At 68.4% G+C, this 18,922-nt stretch carries 17 protein-coding genes and 1 other RNA gene; 1 reads left to right on the top strand and 17 read right to left on the bottom strand.

Going from position 1 to position 18,922, the window contains the following annotated elements:
• Positions 1-18: 18 nt before the first annotated feature.
• The 17 genes from tsaD to B5F79_RS04470 form a co-directional block, all read right to left on the bottom strand.
• On the bottom strand, positions 19-2,478 hold the full coding sequence (tsaD, locus tag B5F79_RS04545; protein WP_087218007.1) for a tRNA (adenosine(37)-N6)-threonylcarbamoyltransferase complex transferase subunit TsaD: 2,460 nt from the start codon (positions 2,476-2,478) through the stop codon (positions 19-21).
• A 95-nt stretch (positions 2,479-2,573) separates the two neighbouring features.
• Entirely contained in the window at positions 2,574-2,849 is a 276-nt protein-coding gene (locus tag B5F79_RS04540) for a DUF4143 domain-containing protein (protein WP_158094840.1), read from the bottom strand.
• A complete protein-coding gene (locus tag B5F79_RS10820; RefSeq protein ID WP_143786241.1) occupies positions 2,782-3,342 on the bottom strand; it encodes a DUF4143 domain-containing protein in 561 nt (186 codons plus the stop codon). Before B5F79_RS10820 ends, B5F79_RS04540 begins: the two co-directional genes overlap by 68 nt.
• A gap of 196 nt (positions 3,343-3,538) precedes the next feature.
• Complete coding sequence (locus tag B5F79_RS04535; RefSeq protein WP_087218001.1) at positions 3,539-3,967, bottom strand: DUF3783 domain-containing protein; 429 nt, start codon at positions 3,965-3,967, stop codon at positions 3,539-3,541.
• On the bottom strand, positions 3,967-4,554 hold the full coding sequence (locus B5F79_RS04530; RefSeq protein WP_075577164.1) for a rubredoxin-like domain-containing protein: 588 nt from the start codon (positions 4,552-4,554) through the stop codon (positions 3,967-3,969). Before B5F79_RS04530 ends, B5F79_RS04535 begins: the two co-directional genes overlap by 1 nt.
• A gap of 68 nt (positions 4,555-4,622) precedes the next feature.
• A complete protein-coding gene (locus B5F79_RS04525; RefSeq protein WP_087217998.1) occupies positions 4,623-5,021 on the bottom strand; it encodes a Fur family transcriptional regulator in 399 nt (132 codons plus the stop codon).
• A gap of 241 nt (positions 5,022-5,262) precedes the next feature.
• Positions 5,263-5,742 carry a tRNA (adenosine(37)-N6)-threonylcarbamoyltransferase complex ATPase subunit type 1 TsaE gene (tsaE, locus tag B5F79_RS04520; RefSeq protein WP_087217995.1) on the bottom strand — a complete coding sequence of 160 codons (480 nt, stop codon included), beginning with the start codon at positions 5,740-5,742 and terminating at the stop codon, positions 5,263-5,265.
• Positions 5,739-6,362, bottom strand: a complete 624-nt coding sequence (locus B5F79_RS04515) for a uracil-DNA glycosylase (RefSeq protein WP_087217992.1) — start codon at positions 6,360-6,362, stop codon at positions 5,739-5,741. The genes tsaE and B5F79_RS04515 overlap by 4 nt, the downstream gene beginning before the upstream one ends.
• A gap of 49 nt (positions 6,363-6,411) precedes the next feature.
• The gene (alr, locus tag B5F79_RS04510) at positions 6,412-7,578 is read right to left on the bottom strand and encodes an alanine racemase (RefSeq protein ID WP_241147251.1); all 1,167 of its coding nucleotides are present in this window, start codon (positions 7,576-7,578) and stop codon (positions 6,412-6,414) included.
• A 32-nt stretch (positions 7,579-7,610) separates the two neighbouring features.
• Positions 7,611-9,224, bottom strand: a complete 1,614-nt coding sequence (locus tag B5F79_RS04505; protein ID WP_087217986.1) for an NAD(P)H-hydrate dehydratase — start codon at positions 9,222-9,224, stop codon at positions 7,611-7,613.
• 6 nt (positions 9,225-9,230) lie between these two features.
• Positions 9,231-9,797 (bottom strand): holo-ACP synthase, encoded by a 567-nt coding sequence (gene acpS, locus B5F79_RS04500; protein WP_087217983.1) that lies wholly within the window; start codon positions 9,795-9,797, stop codon positions 9,231-9,233.
• A gap of 2 nt (positions 9,798-9,799) precedes the next feature.
• Positions 9,800-11,650: a glutamine--fructose-6-phosphate transaminase (isomerizing) gene (glmS, locus tag B5F79_RS04495; protein WP_087217980.1), complete on the bottom strand. Its 1,851-nt coding sequence runs from the start codon at positions 11,648-11,650 to the stop codon at positions 9,800-9,802.
• Between the two features lie 285 nt (positions 11,651-11,935).
• The gene (gene glmM / locus B5F79_RS04490) at positions 11,936-13,273 is read right to left on the bottom strand and encodes a phosphoglucosamine mutase (protein ID WP_087217977.1); all 1,338 of its coding nucleotides are present in this window, start codon (positions 13,271-13,273) and stop codon (positions 11,936-11,938) included.
• A 152-nt stretch (positions 13,274-13,425) separates the two neighbouring features.
• Positions 13,426-13,821, bottom strand: a complete 396-nt coding sequence (rpsI, locus tag B5F79_RS04485) for a 30S ribosomal protein S9 (RefSeq protein ID WP_087217974.1) — start codon at positions 13,819-13,821, stop codon at positions 13,426-13,428.
• A gap of 3 nt (positions 13,822-13,824) precedes the next feature.
• Complete coding sequence (gene rplM, locus B5F79_RS04480) at positions 13,825-14,265, bottom strand: 50S ribosomal protein L13 (RefSeq protein WP_087217971.1); 441 nt, start codon at positions 14,263-14,265, stop codon at positions 13,825-13,827.
• Positions 14,266-14,514: 249 nt separating this feature from the next.
• A complete protein-coding gene (locus tag B5F79_RS04475) occupies positions 14,515-17,181 on the bottom strand; it encodes a TIM-barrel domain-containing protein (protein ID WP_087217968.1) in 2,667 nt (888 codons plus the stop codon).
• Positions 17,182-17,269: 88 nt separating this feature from the next.
• The gene (locus B5F79_RS04470; RefSeq protein ID WP_241147250.1) at positions 17,270-18,175 is read right to left on the bottom strand and encodes a patatin-like phospholipase family protein; all 906 of its coding nucleotides are present in this window, start codon (positions 18,173-18,175) and stop codon (positions 17,270-17,272) included.
• 200 nt (positions 18,176-18,375) lie between these two features.
• On the opposite strand from B5F79_RS04470, the gene ssrA reads away from it, so the two are divergent.
• Positions 18,376-18,744, top strand: a transfer-messenger RNA (tmRNA) gene (gene ssrA, locus B5F79_RS04465).
• The last annotated feature ends 178 nt before the right edge of the window (positions 18,745-18,922 follow it).

Below are 18,922 nucleotides of genomic sequence, written 5' to 3'. Positions count from 1 at the left end.
AGGGACTGTCCCTTTGTATCATTCCCAGGTGGGAGGGACGGGGGCGTTGGGGGTTGACCAAGTTCCCAGGGCGGCGTTGGGGTCGGCGTCCAGGGTGAGCGGCGAGAAGGACCCGGCGTTGTAGCTGCGCAGCGCCGCAATGCCAATCATCGCCGCGTTGTCGCCGCAGGCGCGCATGGGCGGCACGGTCACGCGCACGCCACGCTTCTCGAGCGCCTTCTTGTACGCCGCGCGCAGACCCGGGTTGGCCGCCACGCCGCCGCCGACGCAGAAGTCCGTCACGCCGGTTTCCTCCACGGCCGTCACGGCCTTGGCCACCTGCACGTCGATGACCGCGGCCTCGAAGCTCGCCGCCAGGTCGGGCAGGTTGATCGCGCGGCCGGCGCGGTTCTCGCCCTCGATGTAGGTGATGACGGCGGTCTTGAGGCCGGAGAGGCTGAAGCTGTAGTCCCCGCTGTGCATCATCGCGCGCGGGAAGTGAACCGCGCGCGGGTTGCCCTGGGCCGAGAGCTTGGAGATCACGGGGCCGCCGGGATATCCCAGGCCCAGAGCCTTGGCAACCTTGTCGAAGGCCTCGCCCACCGCGTCGTCAATTGTGGCGCCAAGAAGCACGTAGTCGCCCCAGGCGCGCACGTGCACGAGCATGGTGTTGCCACCGGAGACGATGCTCGCCACGAAGGGCGGCTCGAGGTCCGGCGTCTCGAAGAGGTTGGCCATGAGGTGACCCTCGAGGTGGTGCACGGCAATGAGCGGCAGGTCAGCGGCCGCGCAGAGACCCTTCGCAAACGCCACGCCCACCACGAGCGCGCCAACGAGACCCGGTCCTGCAGTGACGCCAACGGCGGCCAGGTCAGACGGCGTGAGCGTGTCCACGCCGAAGTGCTCGCCGGCGCGGGCGAGCGTCTCCTCGAAGACGCCCACGATGGCCTCGGTGTGCTTGCGCGAGGCGATCTCGGGCACCACGCCGCCGAAGCGCGCGTGGAAGTCGATCTGCGTGGCCACGACGCTCGCGCACACCACGCCGTGGGAGTCGGTCACGGCCATGGCGGTCTCGTCGCAGGAGGACTCGATCGTGAGGATGAGCGGGCCGGCGGCAGCGAGCGCGGCCGCGGCCTCGGGCGTGCGCTCGCCGGGCACAATCGGCCACGGGCGGATGGAAGGCGCCGGCTCCGGGCGACCGGTTGCGATCACGGCGTCCGCCGCGAGCGGCAGCGGGGCGCGCAGGATGAGGGCGTCGTGCGCGGGCTCGCCGGCAGCCGCCGGGTAGTAGCCGGGGCGCCGCCCCTCCTCCGCGAGGCCGAGCGCACCGTAGAGGGCGCGGGCGCCCTCGTTCTTCTCGTCCACCTCGAGCGAGATCGTCTGCGCACCGAGCATCTGCGCGTCGTAGGCCACGCGGGCCACGAGGCGCGTGGCGATCCCCTCGCGCCGGCGCGCCGCGTCCACGACGACCTCCTCGACCTCGAAGTCCGCTCCCGCGAGCACGCCGCCCGCAAAGCCGATGACGGTCCCCTGGTCGTGGGCGACCCACCAGCTGCGGCCGGGCTGGGAGAGCTCCTCGTAGAACATCTTCTCGGTCCACGGCGTGTGCGCCGCGCCCTCGTAGGTGGCCGCCTCAAGCGCGGCCACGGCGGCGGTGTCGTTCACCGTCATCGGACGCAGCTGGAGGTGAATGCCTGCGAGCGCGTCGTCGACGCCGGTGAGCTCCACGGATGCCGGCTTCTTGAGGCCAAGGCGCGTGCGCTCGGCCTCCTCAGCGTCAGAGAGGCGCGTGTAGATGGGAAGAACCAGCGCCGGGTCGCCGGGCTGAGCGTCGGACCCGTCAAAGACCCCGGCCTCCACGGCCGCGCGCAGCAGCCCCTCGCCCGTGGGATACCACGCCTCCTCGGGCGAGAAGGACGCGAGCCCAGCGACCTCGAAGCGTGCGCAGTACTTGACCAGGCCGTTGCCCGAGAGCGTGAGCTCGTCCGCGTCCGCCCGCTCGGCCCATGCCGCAACGCAGGCATCGGCCTTGAGGACGGTCTCGGCCGGGAACATGCGGTGCGCGCCGGCGTCGTCCAGCTCGTAGATGCCCGGGTAGACCTCGCCGCGCATGGCGTCGCCCGCCACTGCGAGCGTGCCGTGGGCGCCCGCGTCCCACGCGGACCATGCCATCGCGTCGAGCGCCGAGGTGCCGTACAGCGGCAGCCCCGCCCCGCAGGCGAGGCCCTTGGCCGTGGCGATGCCAATGCGCACGCCCGTGAACGAGCCGGGGCCGCGCCCCACGAGCACGGCGTCGAGGTCGCCCATGGCAAGGCCCGCCTCGGCGAGCGCCTCCTGCGCCGTGGTCACCAGCTCAACGTTGGCCTGGCGGCGGCACATATGGTCGCGCGCGGCCAGCACCGTCACGGCGCCGTCCGCGCCCACGCGCCCCACGGCGCACGCCAGCATGTCCGTGGACGTGTCTACGGCAAGGATGATCTTCTCGGCAGATGCGCTCATGACGGCCCTTCTCGCTTGTGATGCAACCTTTTTAGTGTAGCGCTCGCAGGGCGAGAAGGACGCGCCGTTAACGTGACAAGGGGACAGTCCCTTTGTCACGTTATGCGAGCTCGCCGATGAGGCATGCCGCATACAGGGGGGACGTTTCGCACCTCTCCCATGGCGCCAAAGTTCTTTCCGGTGACGCGCAGCACGTACGGGCACCCGTACTTCTGGGCGAACCTCTTTGCGCTCGTGGACCTGACGTGCGTCCCGCTCTTTACCTCGATGGGCACAATGCCGTCGCGCAGGCGCAGCACGAACTCAACCTCGTAGGTCGACTGCGCGCCCCAGTAGTACGGCCTCTGGCCCGAGGCCACGAGCTGCTGCATGACGTAGTTCTCCGCCATGCCCCCGCGGAAGCGCGCTGCGGGTCCCCCTGTCGTCCAGATCTGCCGGAACGGCGTCGTATGCGTTGGCGAGCAGGCCCGTGTCCGCAACGTACAGCTTGAACGAGGACTCGTTCTCGAAGGACCTGAGCGGAGACACGCCCTCGGAGACCTGCGTGCACTTGCTCACGATTCCGGACGCCACGAGCCAGTCGACTGCACTGCCGTAGCGCTCCGCCTTTGCCCCGCTCGCAACGTAGCGCCAGACAAACTTGGTCGAGCCGCTCTCCTTTGCCAGCTGCGCGGGAATGCTTTCCCAACAGGCGGATATCTTTGCAGCATCTGCGGAGGTCACGTATTTCACCATGTCCGCGGCGTACGCCACGCGAATGCCACGCTGCACGCCGGACACGTCCGCAATCCGGCGCTCCCGCGCGAACTCCCCCACCGCCTCGGGCATGCCTCCAACCAGCAGATGGTTCCGGTAGAGACCCATGAAGCGCTCGTGCAGCGCAAAGGGGAAGCCACCCTCTCTTTGAATTAATCTCCCTTGTAGGAGATTTTTTCTAGAAATAATCTCCGGTTTCAGAGACTTTTTCACACCACGATGACGCCGGCGAGAAGAACGCGCGGCCCGGGACTCACCCCGAACCGCGCGTTCTTCTCGCTATGGTGCAAAAGTGCCTGTCCCCTTAGGAGTTGGCGGCGTGCTCGGCGGCCACGGCCTCGATCAGCCGCACGAGCGGCCAGGCGCGGTTTGCTGGCGTGAGCAGCGCCTTGGGGCCCACCACGCACGAGGCCTCGCGGCTTCGCGCCAGAAACTCGTTCACCTGCGCATCCGTGAGCCCGCAGAGCAGCACGAACTCGTCGGCAGCGGGCGCGGGCCCCGCGTACGGCAGCGGCGCCGGCCTGAAGCCGGGCAGCCGCGCGAAGGCGCCCGCTGCGTCCCCCAGGCGCTCCGGCAGCGCCGTGCGAGCCACCACGCCCATCTCGCGCAGCACCCCGCGCACCGCCGTGCCCTTCTCGGAAGAGGGGTCAAGCCCCCAGAGCACCGCGCACGCCGCGGGCCCCGAGGGCTTGACCTTCTTGCGGGCAGCCTTTTTCTGAGGCTTGCCGGCCATTAGCCGAAGTAGCGCTCGAGCAGGCCCTTGAGAGCCTTGCCGTGACGAGCCTCGTCGCGCGCCATCTCGTGGACGGTGTCGTGGATGGCGTCGAGGTTGTTCTTCTTGGCGCAGGTGGCAAGCTCGACCTTGCCGGCGGTGGCGCCGAACTCGCAGTCGACGCGCCAGGCCAGGTTGTCCTTGGTGGTGGCCTTCATGTTGGGCTCGAGCTCGGTGCCCAGGAGCTCGGCGAACTTGGAGGCGTGCTCGGCCTCCTCGTAGGCGGCCTTCTCCCAGTAGAGGCCGATCTCGGGGTAGCCCTCGCGGTGCGCGATGCGCGCCATGCAGAGGTACATGCCCACCTCGGAGCACTCGCCGGTGAAGTTGGCCTTGAGCTGCTCGAGGATGTAGGCCTTGTCCTCGTCGGAGATGTCGGGGTTGTCCTTGACGGTCTTGTCGTAGATGCCGTACTCGTGCTCGGCGGCGAGCTTGAGCTCACCCTCGACCTTCTCGAACTGGCTGGCCGGGGCGTGGCAGACCGGGCACTCCGCCGGCGGCTCGGCGCCCTCGTAGATGTAACCGCAGACCTTGCAGACCCACTTGTCCATGGTGACCTCCTTGTTGTTTGTGTACGGCGGGGCAATGCGCCCCGCCGCCCTCTCCTATGCACTCGGCGCTAGGCCGGAGATGCCTCGTTCCTCTGACACGCGGGGCAGATTCCGTCGAACTGCAGCGAGTGACTGGTTATCTTGTACCCAGATGCCTTCTCGGCCGCCTCGTCGACGTTGTCCAGGAGCGGAATCATCACGTCGTCCACGCGCCCGCAGCTCGTGCACCGCACGTGGTAGTGCGCGAACGACTGGTGGTCGAAGCGGTCCGCGCCGTTGTTGATGCGCACCCGCCCGATCTCCCCCTCGTCCGCGAGCCTTCCCAGCGTGCGGTAGACGGTCGCTCGCCCCACGCTGGGATGCTCCTCGTGAACGGCGTCGTAGACCTCGTCCGCGGTGGGATGGTTGGCAAGCGTGCGCAGCGCGTCCTGGATGATCTGCCGCTGCACGGTGTTTCTCGCTGACATGTCCCACCTCCCTTGTGTCTGAGAGCATCATATCATATTGAGACTAAGTATCAACTGAGAATTTTTCTCAATTTTGGCGAGAGGATAGCACTCACGGTTTGCTTCGATATTCTATATGATCAGTTGGCGAAAACGCACTTTGCAAACTGTGAGTGTTATCCCCAGGAAGGGAGAACGGCGCACGGCGAGAAGGACCGGCGCGTTCTGACAAACCACCCTGTCCCTTTTGTCATATGGCGCGCTACAGCGCGGCAAGAAGCTCCTCGCCCCGCGCGTCGTGCGCGACCAGGCGCACCTCGCGCGGCGGCTCCTCGCCGGGCGCGGTCTCGTCGTCCAGGCGCGTCACGTAGACGTCCACGCGCGCGTCGCCGATCTCGTCCGCGAACTGCTCGCCCCACTCGATGGAGCAGACGCCGTCCGCCCCCAGCACGTCGAAGATGCCCGTGTCCTCCAGCTGGTCGGGGTCGTCCAGGCGGTAGAGGTCAAAGTGGTAGAGCGGCATCTCGGCGCCCTTGTAGACCATCTCGATGGTGAAGGTGGGGCTCGTGACGTCGTCGGTCACGCCCATGCCGGCGGCCATGCCCTTGGTGAGCTGGGTCTTGCCCGCGCCGAGGTCGCCCGTCAGCACCAGCACGTCGCCCGCGCGCAGCGCGCGCCCCAGGCGCTCCCCCAGCGCGATGGTCTGCTCGCGAGACGCGGTGCGGAAGCTCTTCTCGCTCACTGCGCACCTCCCTCGGCGGGCACGGGGTGGTCGGCCAGCCACGCGCCCACCATGCGCAGGTCCGCCTCGAGCAGCGGCTGCCAGTCGGAATGGTAGATGCAGGCGGCGGGGTGGAAGGTCGGGCACACCACAAAGTGACCGGTCTGGTAGAGCTGGCCGCGCAGCGACGTCACGCCCTTGTTCGTGCGCAGCACGAACTGCGAGGCGAAGTTGCCCAGGCACACGATGACGTCCGGCCAGATGGAGCGGATCTGCTCGCGGAGGAACGGCGAGCAGGCCTCGATCTCCTCGGGCTTGGGGTTGCGGTTCCCGGGCGGGCGGCACTTGACCACGTTGGCGATGTAGATCTCCTCGCGCGTGAGGCCGGCGCAGGAGAGCAGGGCGTCGAGCTTGTGGCCGGCGGCGCCCACGAAGGGCTCTCCCTGGAGGTCCTCGTTGCGCCCGGGGCCCTCGCCCACGAACATCACGCGGGCGTGCGGATTGCCCACGCCAAAGACGAGGTTGGTGCGTGTGGCGCCCAGAGGGCAGAGCTGGCAGTTGCCCATGAGGTCGCGAATCTCCTGCAGCGTGACCTCCCTCGGCCGCTGGTGCTCGTGGCCGGGAATGTGCATGACGGACATGAGGTCGAGTCCCCTTCTCTCTGCCGCGCTCGGGCGGCCGGCGGAGCCGCTAGGTGTAGATCTTCTCAAGGCGCATCCCAAAGTCGCAGACGACCTCGTAGTTGATGGTGTTGCGGCGCGTTGCCATCTCCTCGACGTAGATGTGCTCGTCGCCGTCCTCGCCAATGAGTGTCACCACGTCGCCGTACTCCACCGGGCGGTTGGGCCGATAAGAACGGGCGCTGTTCACGTCCACGGCAAACATGAACTGGTCCATGCAGATGTTGCCGACCTGGCGGCAGCGGAAGCCGTTCACGAGCACGTCCATGTTGTTGGAGAGCTCGCGCGCGAGACCGTCCGCGTAGCCAATGGGCACCGTGGCGATCTGGATGTTCTGCTTGGGCACGCGATACGTGAGCCCGTAGCCCACGCCGTCGCCCACGTTGGGGTAGAGGGCGCGCACCACGCGGCCGCGCACGCTCATGACGGGCTCGAGGTCGATGCGCGGGCGCGTGACGTCGGCGGGGTGGAGGCCGTAGAGGCCGATGCCCACGCGACACATGTCGAAGTGGCACTCCGGGTGCATGATCGTGCCCGGCGTGTTGTCGCAGTGGACGAGGCCCGTGTCCAGACCCGCGCCGCGCAGCGCCTCGATTGCCTCCTCGAAGCGGTTGAGCTGCAGGGCGAAGTCCCAGTCGTCGAGCACGTCCGCCGTGGCGAAGTGCGTGAAGGTGCCCGCGCACTCGAGGCCGCGGTGGAAGTCGATGGTGCGCCTGAGCTCGACGACGTCCTGCCTCCGCACGCCGATGCGCGTCATGCCGGTGTCGATTGCCAGGTGGTAGCGGGCCACGCGGTTTCGCGCGGCAGCAGCCTCGCCAAGGGCGAGCGCGAAGTCGGCGGTGTAGACGGCGGGCATGAGGTCGTAGGCCACGAGCGTGTCCACGCAGTCCACGGGGGGCTCGGAGAGGATGAGGATGGGCCACTCGATGCCCGCCTCGCGCAGGGCGACGCCCTCGTTCACGGTTGCCACGGCAAACTGGTCCGCGCCCGCCGCGCGCATGGTCTTCGCGCACGGGACGGCGCCGTGACCATAGGCGTCCGCCTTGATCACGCACATCATCTGGACGCCCCGGCCGATCTGCCTTCTGAACGCGGCCGTGTTCCTCCGCAGGGCGGCGAGGTTCACCTCAACCCACGACCAGCGCGTCTCCGGGCTCTCGACTCTTCCTCTCTCCACCATGGTCACCTCCACGCTACCAACTCTACGCCCTACGCGACGTCCTGGTCGCCCTGATACGTCACGTGCTCCTCAACGGCGTCAACGGAGAGGCCGATGACGTCTATGAGGTCGCAGGCCATCACGGCACGGGACCCCACGCGCTCGGCGGCGAGGGTGCCCGCGTAGCCGTGGACCTCGCACACGTACGCAGCGAGCAGCGTGAGGTCGGTCTCCTCGCCGTGGCGCTGGGCAAGAGCCGAGGCCATCATGCCGGCGAGGACGTCCCCGGAGCCTGCGGTGGCCAGGGCGGCCGGTCCCGGCTTGGGCAGGACCGCCTGCTCGACGCTCACGCACCCCGTTGCCGTGCCCTTGGTCACGATGACGAGCTCGGAGCCGCCGTCCGCCCAGACGATCTTGCGAGCCGCCTCAAGCTGGTCGACGAGCGAGGCGGGCGGGTTGTCCGGCTGGCCCACGAGCCTGCCGAGCTCCCTGCGGTGCGGGGTGAGCACGAGGGGCGCGTTGCGGCGCGTGACCTCGGGAAACTCGGGCAGTCCGCCGTTGGTGAGACGCGCGAGGCAGTTGAGCCCGTCCGCATCCACGACGAGCGGGACCTCGGTGGCGAGAAGCGCGGAGACCACGGAGGCGGTGGCAGTGGAGACGCGCATGCCGGGGCCCACGAGCACGGCCGACTTGCCCTCCGCGAGCTTGAGGACGACGTCCGCCGCCTCCGCGGAGAGGGTTCCGTCGGAATCCTCGGGCAGGGGCACCACGGGAATCTCCAGCAGGTGCGACTGCGCGACCAGGGCTGCGGAGGCGGGAACGGCGAGCGTCACGTAGCCGGCGCCCATGCGCGCCGCTGCGCGCGCCGCCATGATCGCCGCGCCGGGGAAGCGGCGGGAGCCGCCCACCACGAGCACGGACCCGCGGGAGAACTTGTCGACGGACATCGTGGGCGCGGAGAGCACGTCGAGGTAGTCGGCGAGGTCGGTGCGCCACGCCACGGGGTCGGCCTCGACCACGAGCCGCTCGGTCTGCTCCGCGAGCGGGGCCACCACGATGGCGCCGCAGACGTCGCGCCCGTCGTCCGCGAGGAGACCGGGCTTGAGGGCGAGCATGGTGACCGTCATGTCCGCGATCACGCAGGCGCTCCCGGCGTGGCCCGTCTGGCTGGACAGGCCGCTCGGGACGTCGACGGAGATCACGCGCGCCGGGCACGCGTTGACGCACTCGATCCATATGTCAAAGGGGGCGCGGACGTCACCGTGGAAGCCCGTGCCGAGCATGCAGTCGAGCACCACGTCGCAGGTGGCGAGCAGGGTCTCGAGCTCGTCGCGGGAGGGGCCCACCACCGTGGGGACGCCGGACTTGATGGCCGCCTGGGCCACCTGCCTTGCCAGGTCTCCGGCCAGGCCGTCGGGCTCGATGGGCGTCACCACCTTGACGTTGGCGCCCCGCGAGCGCAGCGCCTCCGAGGCGACCCAGCCGTCGCCGCCGTTGTTGCCCAGGCCGACGAGCACGACGACGTTGTCCACGTCACCCAGCTCCAGCACCTCCTGCGCGGCGGCGTACCCGGCGCGGTGCATGAGCTCGGACACGCTCACGCCCTCGCGCGTGAGGGCAACCTCGACGCCCTTGACGTCTTCGTTGTTGAGTACGGGCTGCATATGCGATCACTCCTCGGAAGAAGGTTGTCCAGCGGTGTGGTCCGTAGCCCCCGACGGGGCCGACGCGGCGGGGCCCAGCCCCTCGAGGGCCGCCTCCTGCACGCGCTCGAGCTCGTCGAGAACGGACCTGGCCTCCTTGAAGGAGGTGGCGAGCGCCCGCGCGGCCTCGTCGCGCGCCGGCGGGGCCGGACGGACGTCGTCGGTCACCGCAAGGGCGTTTGCCACCGCTACGTCGTGGGTGTGCGAGATGGAGAGCGCAATCTCGCGGACGCCCTGCTCGCGCGCCACCTCCGCCGCGCGCCCCGTGAGAAGCGCCCGCGGCCGGCCGGACTCGTCGCGCGTGACCGAGACGTCCCTCAGCCCGATGCCGCCCGAGAAGCCCGTGCCCAGCGCCTTGAGAACGGCCTCACGCGCCGCGAAGCGCGCCGCGTAGTGCTCCGCCGGTCGCGCGGTCCTGTCGCAGTACGCGCGCTCCTCATCCGTGAAGACGCGCCGCGCAAAGTTGGGGCGCCTCTCCAGCACGCGCTCCATGCGCGCGATCTCGAGCATGTCAACGCCAATACCAGCTGCCATGGCTACTCCACCGTCACAGACTTGGCCAGGTTGCGCGGCTTGTCCACGTCGCAGCCGCGCGTCCGCGCAACGTAGCGCGCGAGCATCTGCAGGTGCACGACGGCCACGATGGGCACGAGCAGCTCGTCTCCCACAGGCGGAATCCAGAGCACGTGCTCCACGAGCGAGGCCACATCCTCGTCTCCGTCCGTGGCAACCGCGACGCAGACGGCGCCGCGGGCGATGACCTCCTGGATGTTGGAGACCGTCTTGTCGTGGACCCGGTCCGCCGGCACGATGGCCACGACGGGGAAGCCGGGCTCGAGAAGGGCGATGGGGCCGTGCTTCATCTCGCCCGCGGGATAGGCCTCGGCGTGGAGGTAGCTGATCTCCTTGAGCTTGAGGGCGCCCTCGGAGGCAGTGGTGGCGTTGACGCCCCTGCCCAGGAAGAGGGCGGAGTGTGCGCGGCGGAAGACCGCGGCGGCGCGCTTGTCCTGCCAGGAGCGGGAGATGACCTCGCGAATGAGGCCCGGGAGCGCGCAGAGGTCGCGGTAGTGCCGCTCGACCTCGGGACGGCCCATCTCCCCCTTGGCCTGCGCGAGCCGCAGGGCCAGAAGCGCGCTCGCCACCATCTGCGCCGTATAGGCCTTCGTGGAGGCGACGCACACCTCCGGGCCCGCCTGGACGTAGAGCACTCCGTCAGCCTCGCGCGCGGCGGTGGACCCGAGCACGTTGGTGACCGCAAAGACCTTGCAGCCCATCCCCCTCATGCGCCGGGCGGCCGTGAGCGTGTCCGCCGTCTCGCCGGACTGCGTGATGACCACGCAGAGGGTGTGCGGCGTCACCAGGACGTCCTGCTCGTAGTTGAACTCGGAGGCAAAGTCGCAGATGACGGGCACCTTCGCCCAGGTCTGGATGAGGGTGCGGGCGATGAGGCCCACGTGATAGGACGTCCCGCAGGCAATGAGGTAGACAAGGTCGACGTCCGCGAGGTCCTTCTCGCTCATGGAGAGCTCGTCCAGGAGGATGCCCTTCTCGCCCAGGCGCCCGGAGAGCAGGCGCTCGAGGGCCTCGGGCTGCTCGGCGATCTCCTTGGCCATGAAGTCCGCGTACCCGCCGAGCGTCGCCGCCGAGGCGTCCCAGTCTATCTCCATGACGGCGGGGGCGTCTACGGGGGCGCCCTCCTCGTCGAAGACCGTCACCTCCCCGGACGCGCGGAGCCGGGCGAGCTGCCCGTTCTCAAGCTGGATGACGCGGGACGTGACGCCGGCGAGCGGGGTCACGTCAGAGGCGGCAAAGGCGCCATCGGGCGTGGACGCCACCACGAGCGGGGAGCCGTTGCGGGCGCAGACGATCTCGCCCGGGGCGTCCGCGCAGACGACGGCGATGGCCCAGGAGCCCCGAAGCCTGCGCACGGCATGACGGACAGCGGTCACCAGGTCGCCCCTGCAGGGACCCGCCCAGGCGTCCTCGATGAGGTGGGCGATGACCTCGGAATCCGTGTCCGACGCCAGCGCGTGGCCGTTTCGAGCAAGATAGGAGCGCAGCTCGCGGAAGTTCTCGATGATGCCGTTGTGCACGATGGCTATGCGCCCCGTACAGTCGCGGTGCGGATGGGAGTTCCTGTCCGTGGGGGCTCCGTGCGTGGCCCAGCGCGTGTGCGCGATGCCCGTGGTCCCCACGAGGTTGGCGGTCTCGCAGCGCTCCCTCAGCACGGAGACGCGGCCCGCGCACTTGACGCCGTGGAGGGCGCCGTCGGTCCCCACGACCTCGACGCCGGCGGAGTCGTAGCCGCGGTACTCGAGAGCCGAGAGGCCCTCGAGAAGATAGCCGACGGCCTGGTCCCTACCGGTATAGCCAACGATTCCGCACATGCGGCCCTCCTCAAGACGGGTACGTTTGAGCTGCGCTTGAGTCACGTGCTCTGATTGTACCAGTGCGGGCGACGCGGCCCCTACGGCCCGACCGGAAACCACGACATGTTGTAACCCTTGCCGAGACTTGGCAGTCTGCCCGCATGACAGTTTGCCCGGGTCAAATTGTCAAGTTGCTGACTTGACAATTTGACCCGGGCAAACTGTCATGCGGGCAAAGAGGGCGCGGAGCCGAGAAGAACCCGGCCCCGCGCCCGACGCTCAAAGGGAGGCTGGCCCCGCGCGCTATGCCTTGTAGGGCTCCAGGGCCTTGAGGACGAAGGCGTTCGCCTGCTTGCAGAGCTCCTCCGTGGGGGCCTCGGCGAGCGTGCGAACCAGGGGCTCGGTGCCGGACGCGCGCACGAGCACACGGCCGCGCCCGGCGAGGAACTCCTCCGCCTGCTTGGCGGCGGCGAGGACCGCCTCGTCGCCCATGGCGGCGTCCTTGTCCGTCACGCGCACGTTGACGAGCTCCTGCGGGTAGAGCTTCACGGGCGCGCAGAGCTGGGAGAGCTTCTCGCGCTCGGCTCGGTAGACCTCCATCACGCGCAGGGACGTCATGATGCCGTCGCCGGTGCGCTCAATGTCGCCGAAAATGATGTGGCCGGACTGCTCGCCGCCCAGGCTGTAGCCGTTCTCGCGCATGCAGGCGTAGACGTTCTTGTCGCCCACCGCGGTGGTCTCGTAGGAGAGGCTCGCCTCGTCGAACGCCTTGAACAGGCCGTAGTTGCTCATGACTGTGGGAACCACGGTGCCGGCGGAGAGGCGACCGTGCTTGTTGAGGTAGACGCCGCAGATGTAGAGGATGAGGTCGCCGTCCACCACGTTGCCGGCCTCGTCCACGGCGATGCAGCGGTCCGCGTCTCCGTCATAGGCAAAGCCGACGTCAAGACCCTGCTCGACCACGTGGCGACGCAGGCGGTCGATGTGCGTGGAGCCGCAGTCGACGTTGATGTTGAAGCCGTCCGGGCTGTTGTTGATCACGCGCACGTCAGCGCCAAGCGCGTCGAAGACGGGCTTGGCGACGGAGGAGGCGGCGCCGTTGGCGCAGTCCAGGCCCACCTTCACGCCCTGGAGCGAGAAGTTGGCGCTGGCGATGAGGTGCGCGATGTAGCGGTTGCGCCCCTGCATGTAGTCAACGGTGGCGCCGATGGCGTCTCCCGTGGCAAGCGGCACCTCGATCTCGCCGTCGATGTAGGACTCGATGAGCTCGAGGACGTCCTCGTCCATCTTGTAGCCCTCGCCGTTCACGAGCTTGATGCCGTTGTCCGTGTACGGGTTGTGGCTCGCGGAGATCATGATGCCGCAGTCGAAGCGGCCGTCCACGGTCTCGTACGCCACGCCCGGCGTGGGGATGACGTGCAGCATGTAGGCGTCGGCGCCGGAGGCAACGAGGCCCGCCACGAGGGCGGACTCGAACATGTAGCTGGAGCGGCGGGTGTCCTTGCCCACCACCACGCGAGCCTTCCTCTCCTGGCGCGCACCGTAGTACCAGCCCACGAAACGGCCGATCTTGAAGGCGTGCTCGACGTCGAGGCCCTCGTTGGCGCGACCGCGGAACCCGTCGGTGCCAAAGTACTTCATCTTGGTTCCCTCCCGTGCGAATGTGGGGACAGGCTTCTCACACACCATCCTACTCGCGCGGCCCGGGTCGCGCGAATACGGTTGTGTAAATACTAAAAAAGGACCCGTCGTGAAAGCGACGGGTCCGAGGGTGCGAATATCTCGCGAAAGCCTTAGCGCTTGGAGAACTGCGGACGCTTGCGGGCCTTCTTGAGGCCGTACTTCTTGCGCTCGACCGCACGGGAGTCACGCGTGAGGTAGCCGGCCTTCTTGAGGTCGTCACGGTACTCGCCGGCGTCGAGAAGGGCGCGGGCAATGCCCAGGCGAAGGGCGCCGGCCTGGCCGGTGATGCCGCCACCGTCGCAGTTGGCGAGGACGTCAAAGCGCTCGGCGGTCTCGGTGAGGCGCAGCGGGGCAACGGCGTTGTCAACGAGCTGCTGACGGCCGAAGTACTGGATGGCCTCGCGGCCGTTCACGACAACCTTGCCGGTGCCGGGGACCAGGCGGACGCGGGCGACGGCCTCCTTGCGGCGACCGGTGCCGGTGTAAACAACGGTGTTCTCAGCCATCGGTTAGGCCCTCCAATCGATCTGGACGGGGTTCTGGGCCGTGTGCGGGTGCTCGGGGCCGGCGTAGACCTTGAGCTTCATGCCCTGCTTGCGGCCGAGGGTGGTCTTGGGGAGCATGCCCTTGATGGCGTGCTCGATGACGCGCTCGGGGTGCTTCTCCATAGCCTCGCGGAAGCTCTCGAGCTTGAGGCCTCCGAGGTAGCCGGAGTAGCGCCAGTACTGCTTGTGATCAGCCTTGACGCCCGTGAGGACGACCTTGTCGGCGTTGATCACGACGACGAAGTCACCGGTGTCGGCGTTGGGCGTGTACTGGGGCTTGTTCTTGCCACGAAGAATCATGGCAGCCGTGGTGGCCAGACGGCCGAGCGTGGCGCCCTCGGCGTCGATGAGCACCCAATTGCGCTCGACTTCGCCGTTCTTGGCGAACTGAGTCGACTTCTTCACTTGACTCCTCCTACGTACCTGCTGAAATGGCGGCTTCTGGACAAACCGCCGCTGCTTTTGTGTCAGAGATTACGGGGCTCTGTGGAAAAGCTGTAAGAGTATAGCGCATCGCAGCCGCTGAGAGCGGGTGTTTTTCTCGTCCACACCGCATTCAAATTGTGTGCACAGGGCAGCTTGCGCGAAAGGGGACGTGCCTGAAACGTGCAAGAGTTTGCACGTTTCAGGCACGTCCCCTTTCGCGCAAGCCCCTCAGTCGAGAAGGACCACGCGCTGGGAGAGCTCCGCCACGTTGGCACGCGGGAAGCGCACGCTCACGCGCGGCGCCCCGTGAGTGCCGGCCACCATGTCGGCGAGCGCGCGCTCCTCCTCGGGAGCGAACGTCTCGACGGCAGGAGCCTCCTCGTAGAGCCACGCAGCCGTGCCGGGCGCGGGCTCCGCCGCCAGCGCCGCGGCGTCCGCAACCTCAACGAGCTCGAGCTCCTCGTCCCCAAGCCAGGCGCTCACGCGCGCCGGTCGAGAGCGCACCGTCGCGCGGAAGGTCGTGACCCGCAGCGGGTCGAACCCGTCGCAGTCGTCGCGCCAGGGCTCCGCCAGAAGGGTCACCTCTCCCCCGGCCCAGCAGCACGAGTACGCGGTCGTCACGTGCCCGCCTCCCACGCGGCCGTCGTCCTCGTATGCCGCGAAGCGACTCTCGCCAGGCGCGGGCCAGAACTCCACGACGCGGCGCGTTCGGTCCAGGCCACCGGGGTTGAGCGGCCCCGCCGGCCGGGGATTGTTGTGAGCCTCGTAGCAGGGGACGATCGCACCCTCTCGCACGAAGAGCGGAAGCTTCCAGAGCGGTGCGTCAAAGCCGTCGAGCACCTGCCCGCCAACGTGACGCTCCCCGGTGAACCAGTCGACCCAGACGTCATTCTCGGTGCCGGGGAGGTAGATGCCGTCGCGGACGTCGTTGCCCGCCGCGTCGGCGCTCACGGCGCGCCAGACCGGCGCCACGAGGAGCGCATCTCCCAGGAGAAACTCGTACTTCTCGGCGTCCTCGCCCCTCGCAGAACCGTCCTCCAACAGCACCGAGCGCACCATGGGCAGGGCAAGGTCGTCGTTGCCCTGCCAGCCCTCGACGCACGAGGCGGACGCGGCGCAGGTGAGGATGTACGGCATGAGGCGGCTCTTGAGCTTGAGGTACATGCGACGGATGCCGGTGTGGGGGTCGCCGGCGGCATACGGCAGCTTGGGAAGCGTGCCCCAGCCGTCCATGTCCAGCATGATGGGCGTGAGGGCCTTCCACTGGAAGTCGCGCGTGGCCACGACCTCGCTGCCGCCGAAGATGCCGTCCACGTCCGACCCCACGTTGGGGTTGCCGGAGAGGCCCTGCCCCACATAGGTGGGGACGTGCATGCGGATGTACTCCCAGTCGGAGCCGTCCTGGTCCCCGGACCACACGGCGGCGTAGCGCTGCGTGCCGGCCCAACCGTCCAGCGTGAGCACGAAGGGGCGTTGACCCGTTAGGTCCGACAGGATCTCGTGCCCCTGCCGCGTGGCGTTGAGGCCAAAGGAGTAGCCGTCGCCCACCCACTCCTCATCCGTCTTGAGGGCGCGGACACCGGCACGGGAGACCTCGGCGTGGAAGTCGCGCAGGTTCTGCCAGGTGACGGAGGGGTCGGACGAGGGCGTGATCTGGGACTGCGCCCAGAGGCCCACCTCCACGCCCCGCTCGTTGGCATAGGCCGAGAAGGACGCGAGGTTGTCCACGTTTGCCGCGATGGCAGCAAGGCGCTCGGGCGAGCTCTGGCCGGCGTCGTCCACCCCGCCCGTCATCTCGTAGCCGTTGTGCCCGTAGCCCGCCCCGTAGCCGTCGTTGGGGAGAATCCATCCGAGCGGCATGTCGTAGCGCGCGTGCTCGTCCACGATGGCGCGAGCGGAGAACTCGTACGGGGTGTGTCCGCGATACCTGTGGGCGGAGGAGCGCAGCACCTCGTCCTCGCCGTTGAGCGACTCGGCGTCGTGGCCCTCAGGCACCACGTAGCCGCGGCGGCGCCCCAGCTCGTAGCGCGTGACGCCCGGCGAGCCCGCAGGGGCCGACCCCCGCACCGTCCAGGCCTGGGCTCCTCCCTCCGGCTCGCGAGACCACGCGTCGCGGTTGTAGGCGTTGAGGTGGCCAAGGTAGAAGGCGAACTCGGGGAGAAGGGCGGGGGCGCCCGTGACCCTGTAGTACGCGCGCAGGATGGACTGCGCCGTGGAGCGCAGGTCGCCGGGCTCGGCCAGGAAGACGTAGGCGTCGAAGACCGGGTCGTCGTGCTCCGCGACCACGGCGTCGCCCGTGGCGCCAAAGTCATAGGAGCCGGGGGCAAACGTGTTCCTGAGCACGCCGTATCCCGCGCTCGACCAGAAGAACGGGCTCGGCGAGGCGACGCCGCCATCTCCCCACTGGTTGCTGTTCATGGGCGTGGTCACGATGCGCACGACGCTGCCGGCATGGTCGACGCGGCCGTTCTGCGTGCCGCCGCCGAAGAACCGCTCGCCAATCGTGAGCTCGAGCGTCTGGGTGGACCCCCGCGACGTCAGGCGCACGGGCGCCGTCTCGCGCAGCACCGTGCGTCCGCCGAGGCAAAACGCCATCATTCCCGAGGACGGGTCCACGCGGACCGAGGTCCCGCCCGCACGGGCAACGAGCTCGCCGCCCTCCTCCGTCGCAACTGCGGCGGGACGCGCGTAGGCGTCGGAGTTGTCCGGCTGCGCCTGGATGCGCGCCAGGTGGTCCGGGGAGAGCGGTCTCGCATAGGGCGCGAACTCGCCGGTGGGGTCCAGCGTCACGCGGACGATGCCCTCGTCGAGAAATGCGATGCGACCCTCGACGCTCTTCTCGCCAGCGGGCATGGAGAGGAGCACCTGGTTGGGGCGCTCCGAGTCAATTCGCATGTCACTCTCCTCTGTATGTAAATTGGGGACAGTCCCCAATTAGCACAAATCTTTTATGTGTGCGAGGGAGGTCTGCCCCCCGCACGCCCTACAGGCCCTCGCAGAGAAAGGCGTCGATCTCCGCGAGACGGGCCTCGGTCTGGCGGCGCCCCGCGATGTAGAGCGAGAGCAGGGACTCGCCGTCGCGCGTGGAGGACCCCACGGTCACCGGCTCCTCCGGGGCAATGACGAGGCAGCGGCCCTCGCGCTCGAGCTCCCAGAGGCGCTCGCGCTGCGCGTTGTAGCGCTCGGCGCGCGTGCGAAGCGCGTCCAGATAGTAGGGGTAGCGATCGTAGCGGTGGGACTTCAGGGCGATTGCCTCGGAGCCGGCGCCGCGCTCGTAGGAGCGCTCTCGCGTGAGCACCACGAGGGCGCGCTCGGCCGGCACGTGGCCCTCGACCTCGCGCGCGCCGGGAAGGCCCATCGCGGTCTCGTACGGGATGGAGTCCGTGGTGCCGCCATCGAGGTAGCGATGCCCGTCGATCTCCACGATCTGCGAGACCGTGGGCAGCGACGCGGAGGCGCGGACCTTGACGAGGTCATCGGGGTAGCGCCTCACGGGCAGGTAGTCGGGAGTGCCAAAGGTGACGTCTGAGGTCACCACGAAGAAGGGCGTCTCGGACTCGTTGAAGGTGTCCAGGTCGCACGGGTCCAGCCGGTCCTGCACCTCGCCGTACATGAAGTCAACGCCCGCGACGTTGCCCGTCTTGGCAAACGACCAGAGCGACATGAAGCGCTTGTCGTCGCGAAAGGCGAGGATGTCGCGCATCGTGCGACCGATCTGGCGCGCGCGAAAGTTGGAACCGTTGATGGCGCCCGCCGAGACGCCCCAGATGCTCGAGAAGCCGTAGAGGCCCCGCTCCTGCAGGACGTCGAGCACGCCCGCCGTGAACATGCCCCTGAATCCGCCGCCCTCGAGCACGAGCGCCGGCACGTTGGTCTTCTCGGTTGGCACGGCATCCCCCCTTCTTCGTTCTTCTCGCCCCACTTTATACCCCATGCGCCATCTCGCGTGTCCGCGGCCACGGCCCGAGCTCGCGCGGCGAGAAAAACCTCGCGTTGTCGCCCGCGCCAAACGGGTAGAATACCCCCACGGCCGCGAGAGCGGCGCGTACGTTGACAGCCGCATGGTGGCAGTCCTTCCATTCCACTCGTGGGGGTGACTGGTTTCGACAGGGTGGGTCTGAGATGGGCAGCAGGCCGTGGTCTCCTCGCCACGTTAAACAGGGGTACCGTCAAATTGAATTGACGACAACAACTCTTTTGAGCCTCAGCTGGCTCTCGCCGCTTAATTACTAGCAGGCGCGCCAATCCGGGGGTCGCTCCCGTCCCCGGTGCGGTGTCATCTTAGGGAGATGCTCGGGCGGACGTAGCCGGTATGCCGCCCGAAAAGACCGAACCGGCTGGGGCGCCAAGCGCGGGTAACCGGGTGCGCGGCGCCCGAGATCCAACCGGTAACTGAGCCTGGAGACACCTGTCAGGGGTCTGCTTTGGACCGGAGTTCGACTCTCCGCACCTCCACCATGCACGCTTCGCGGCCGTCGGCCCCTCCGGGTCGGCGGCCGCTTTTCGCACCTGACAGCTTGACAGTTTGCTCAGGTCAAACTGTCAAGTCTGCGGCGCTTGCGTGACAGTTTGACCTGAGCAAACTGTCAAGCTAACACGAGAGTGGGGCGGCCTCCCGCAGAAGGCCGCCCCACCG

Source organism: Olsenella sp. An285 (genome assembly GCF_002159625.1).
GTDB classification, from domain to species: Bacteria; Actinomycetota; Coriobacteriia; order Coriobacteriales; family Atopobiaceae; genus Thermophilibacter; species Thermophilibacter avicola.
The sequence above is the reverse complement of the archived record's forward strand: the minus strand, read 5'-3'. Positions and strand labels throughout refer to the sequence as shown.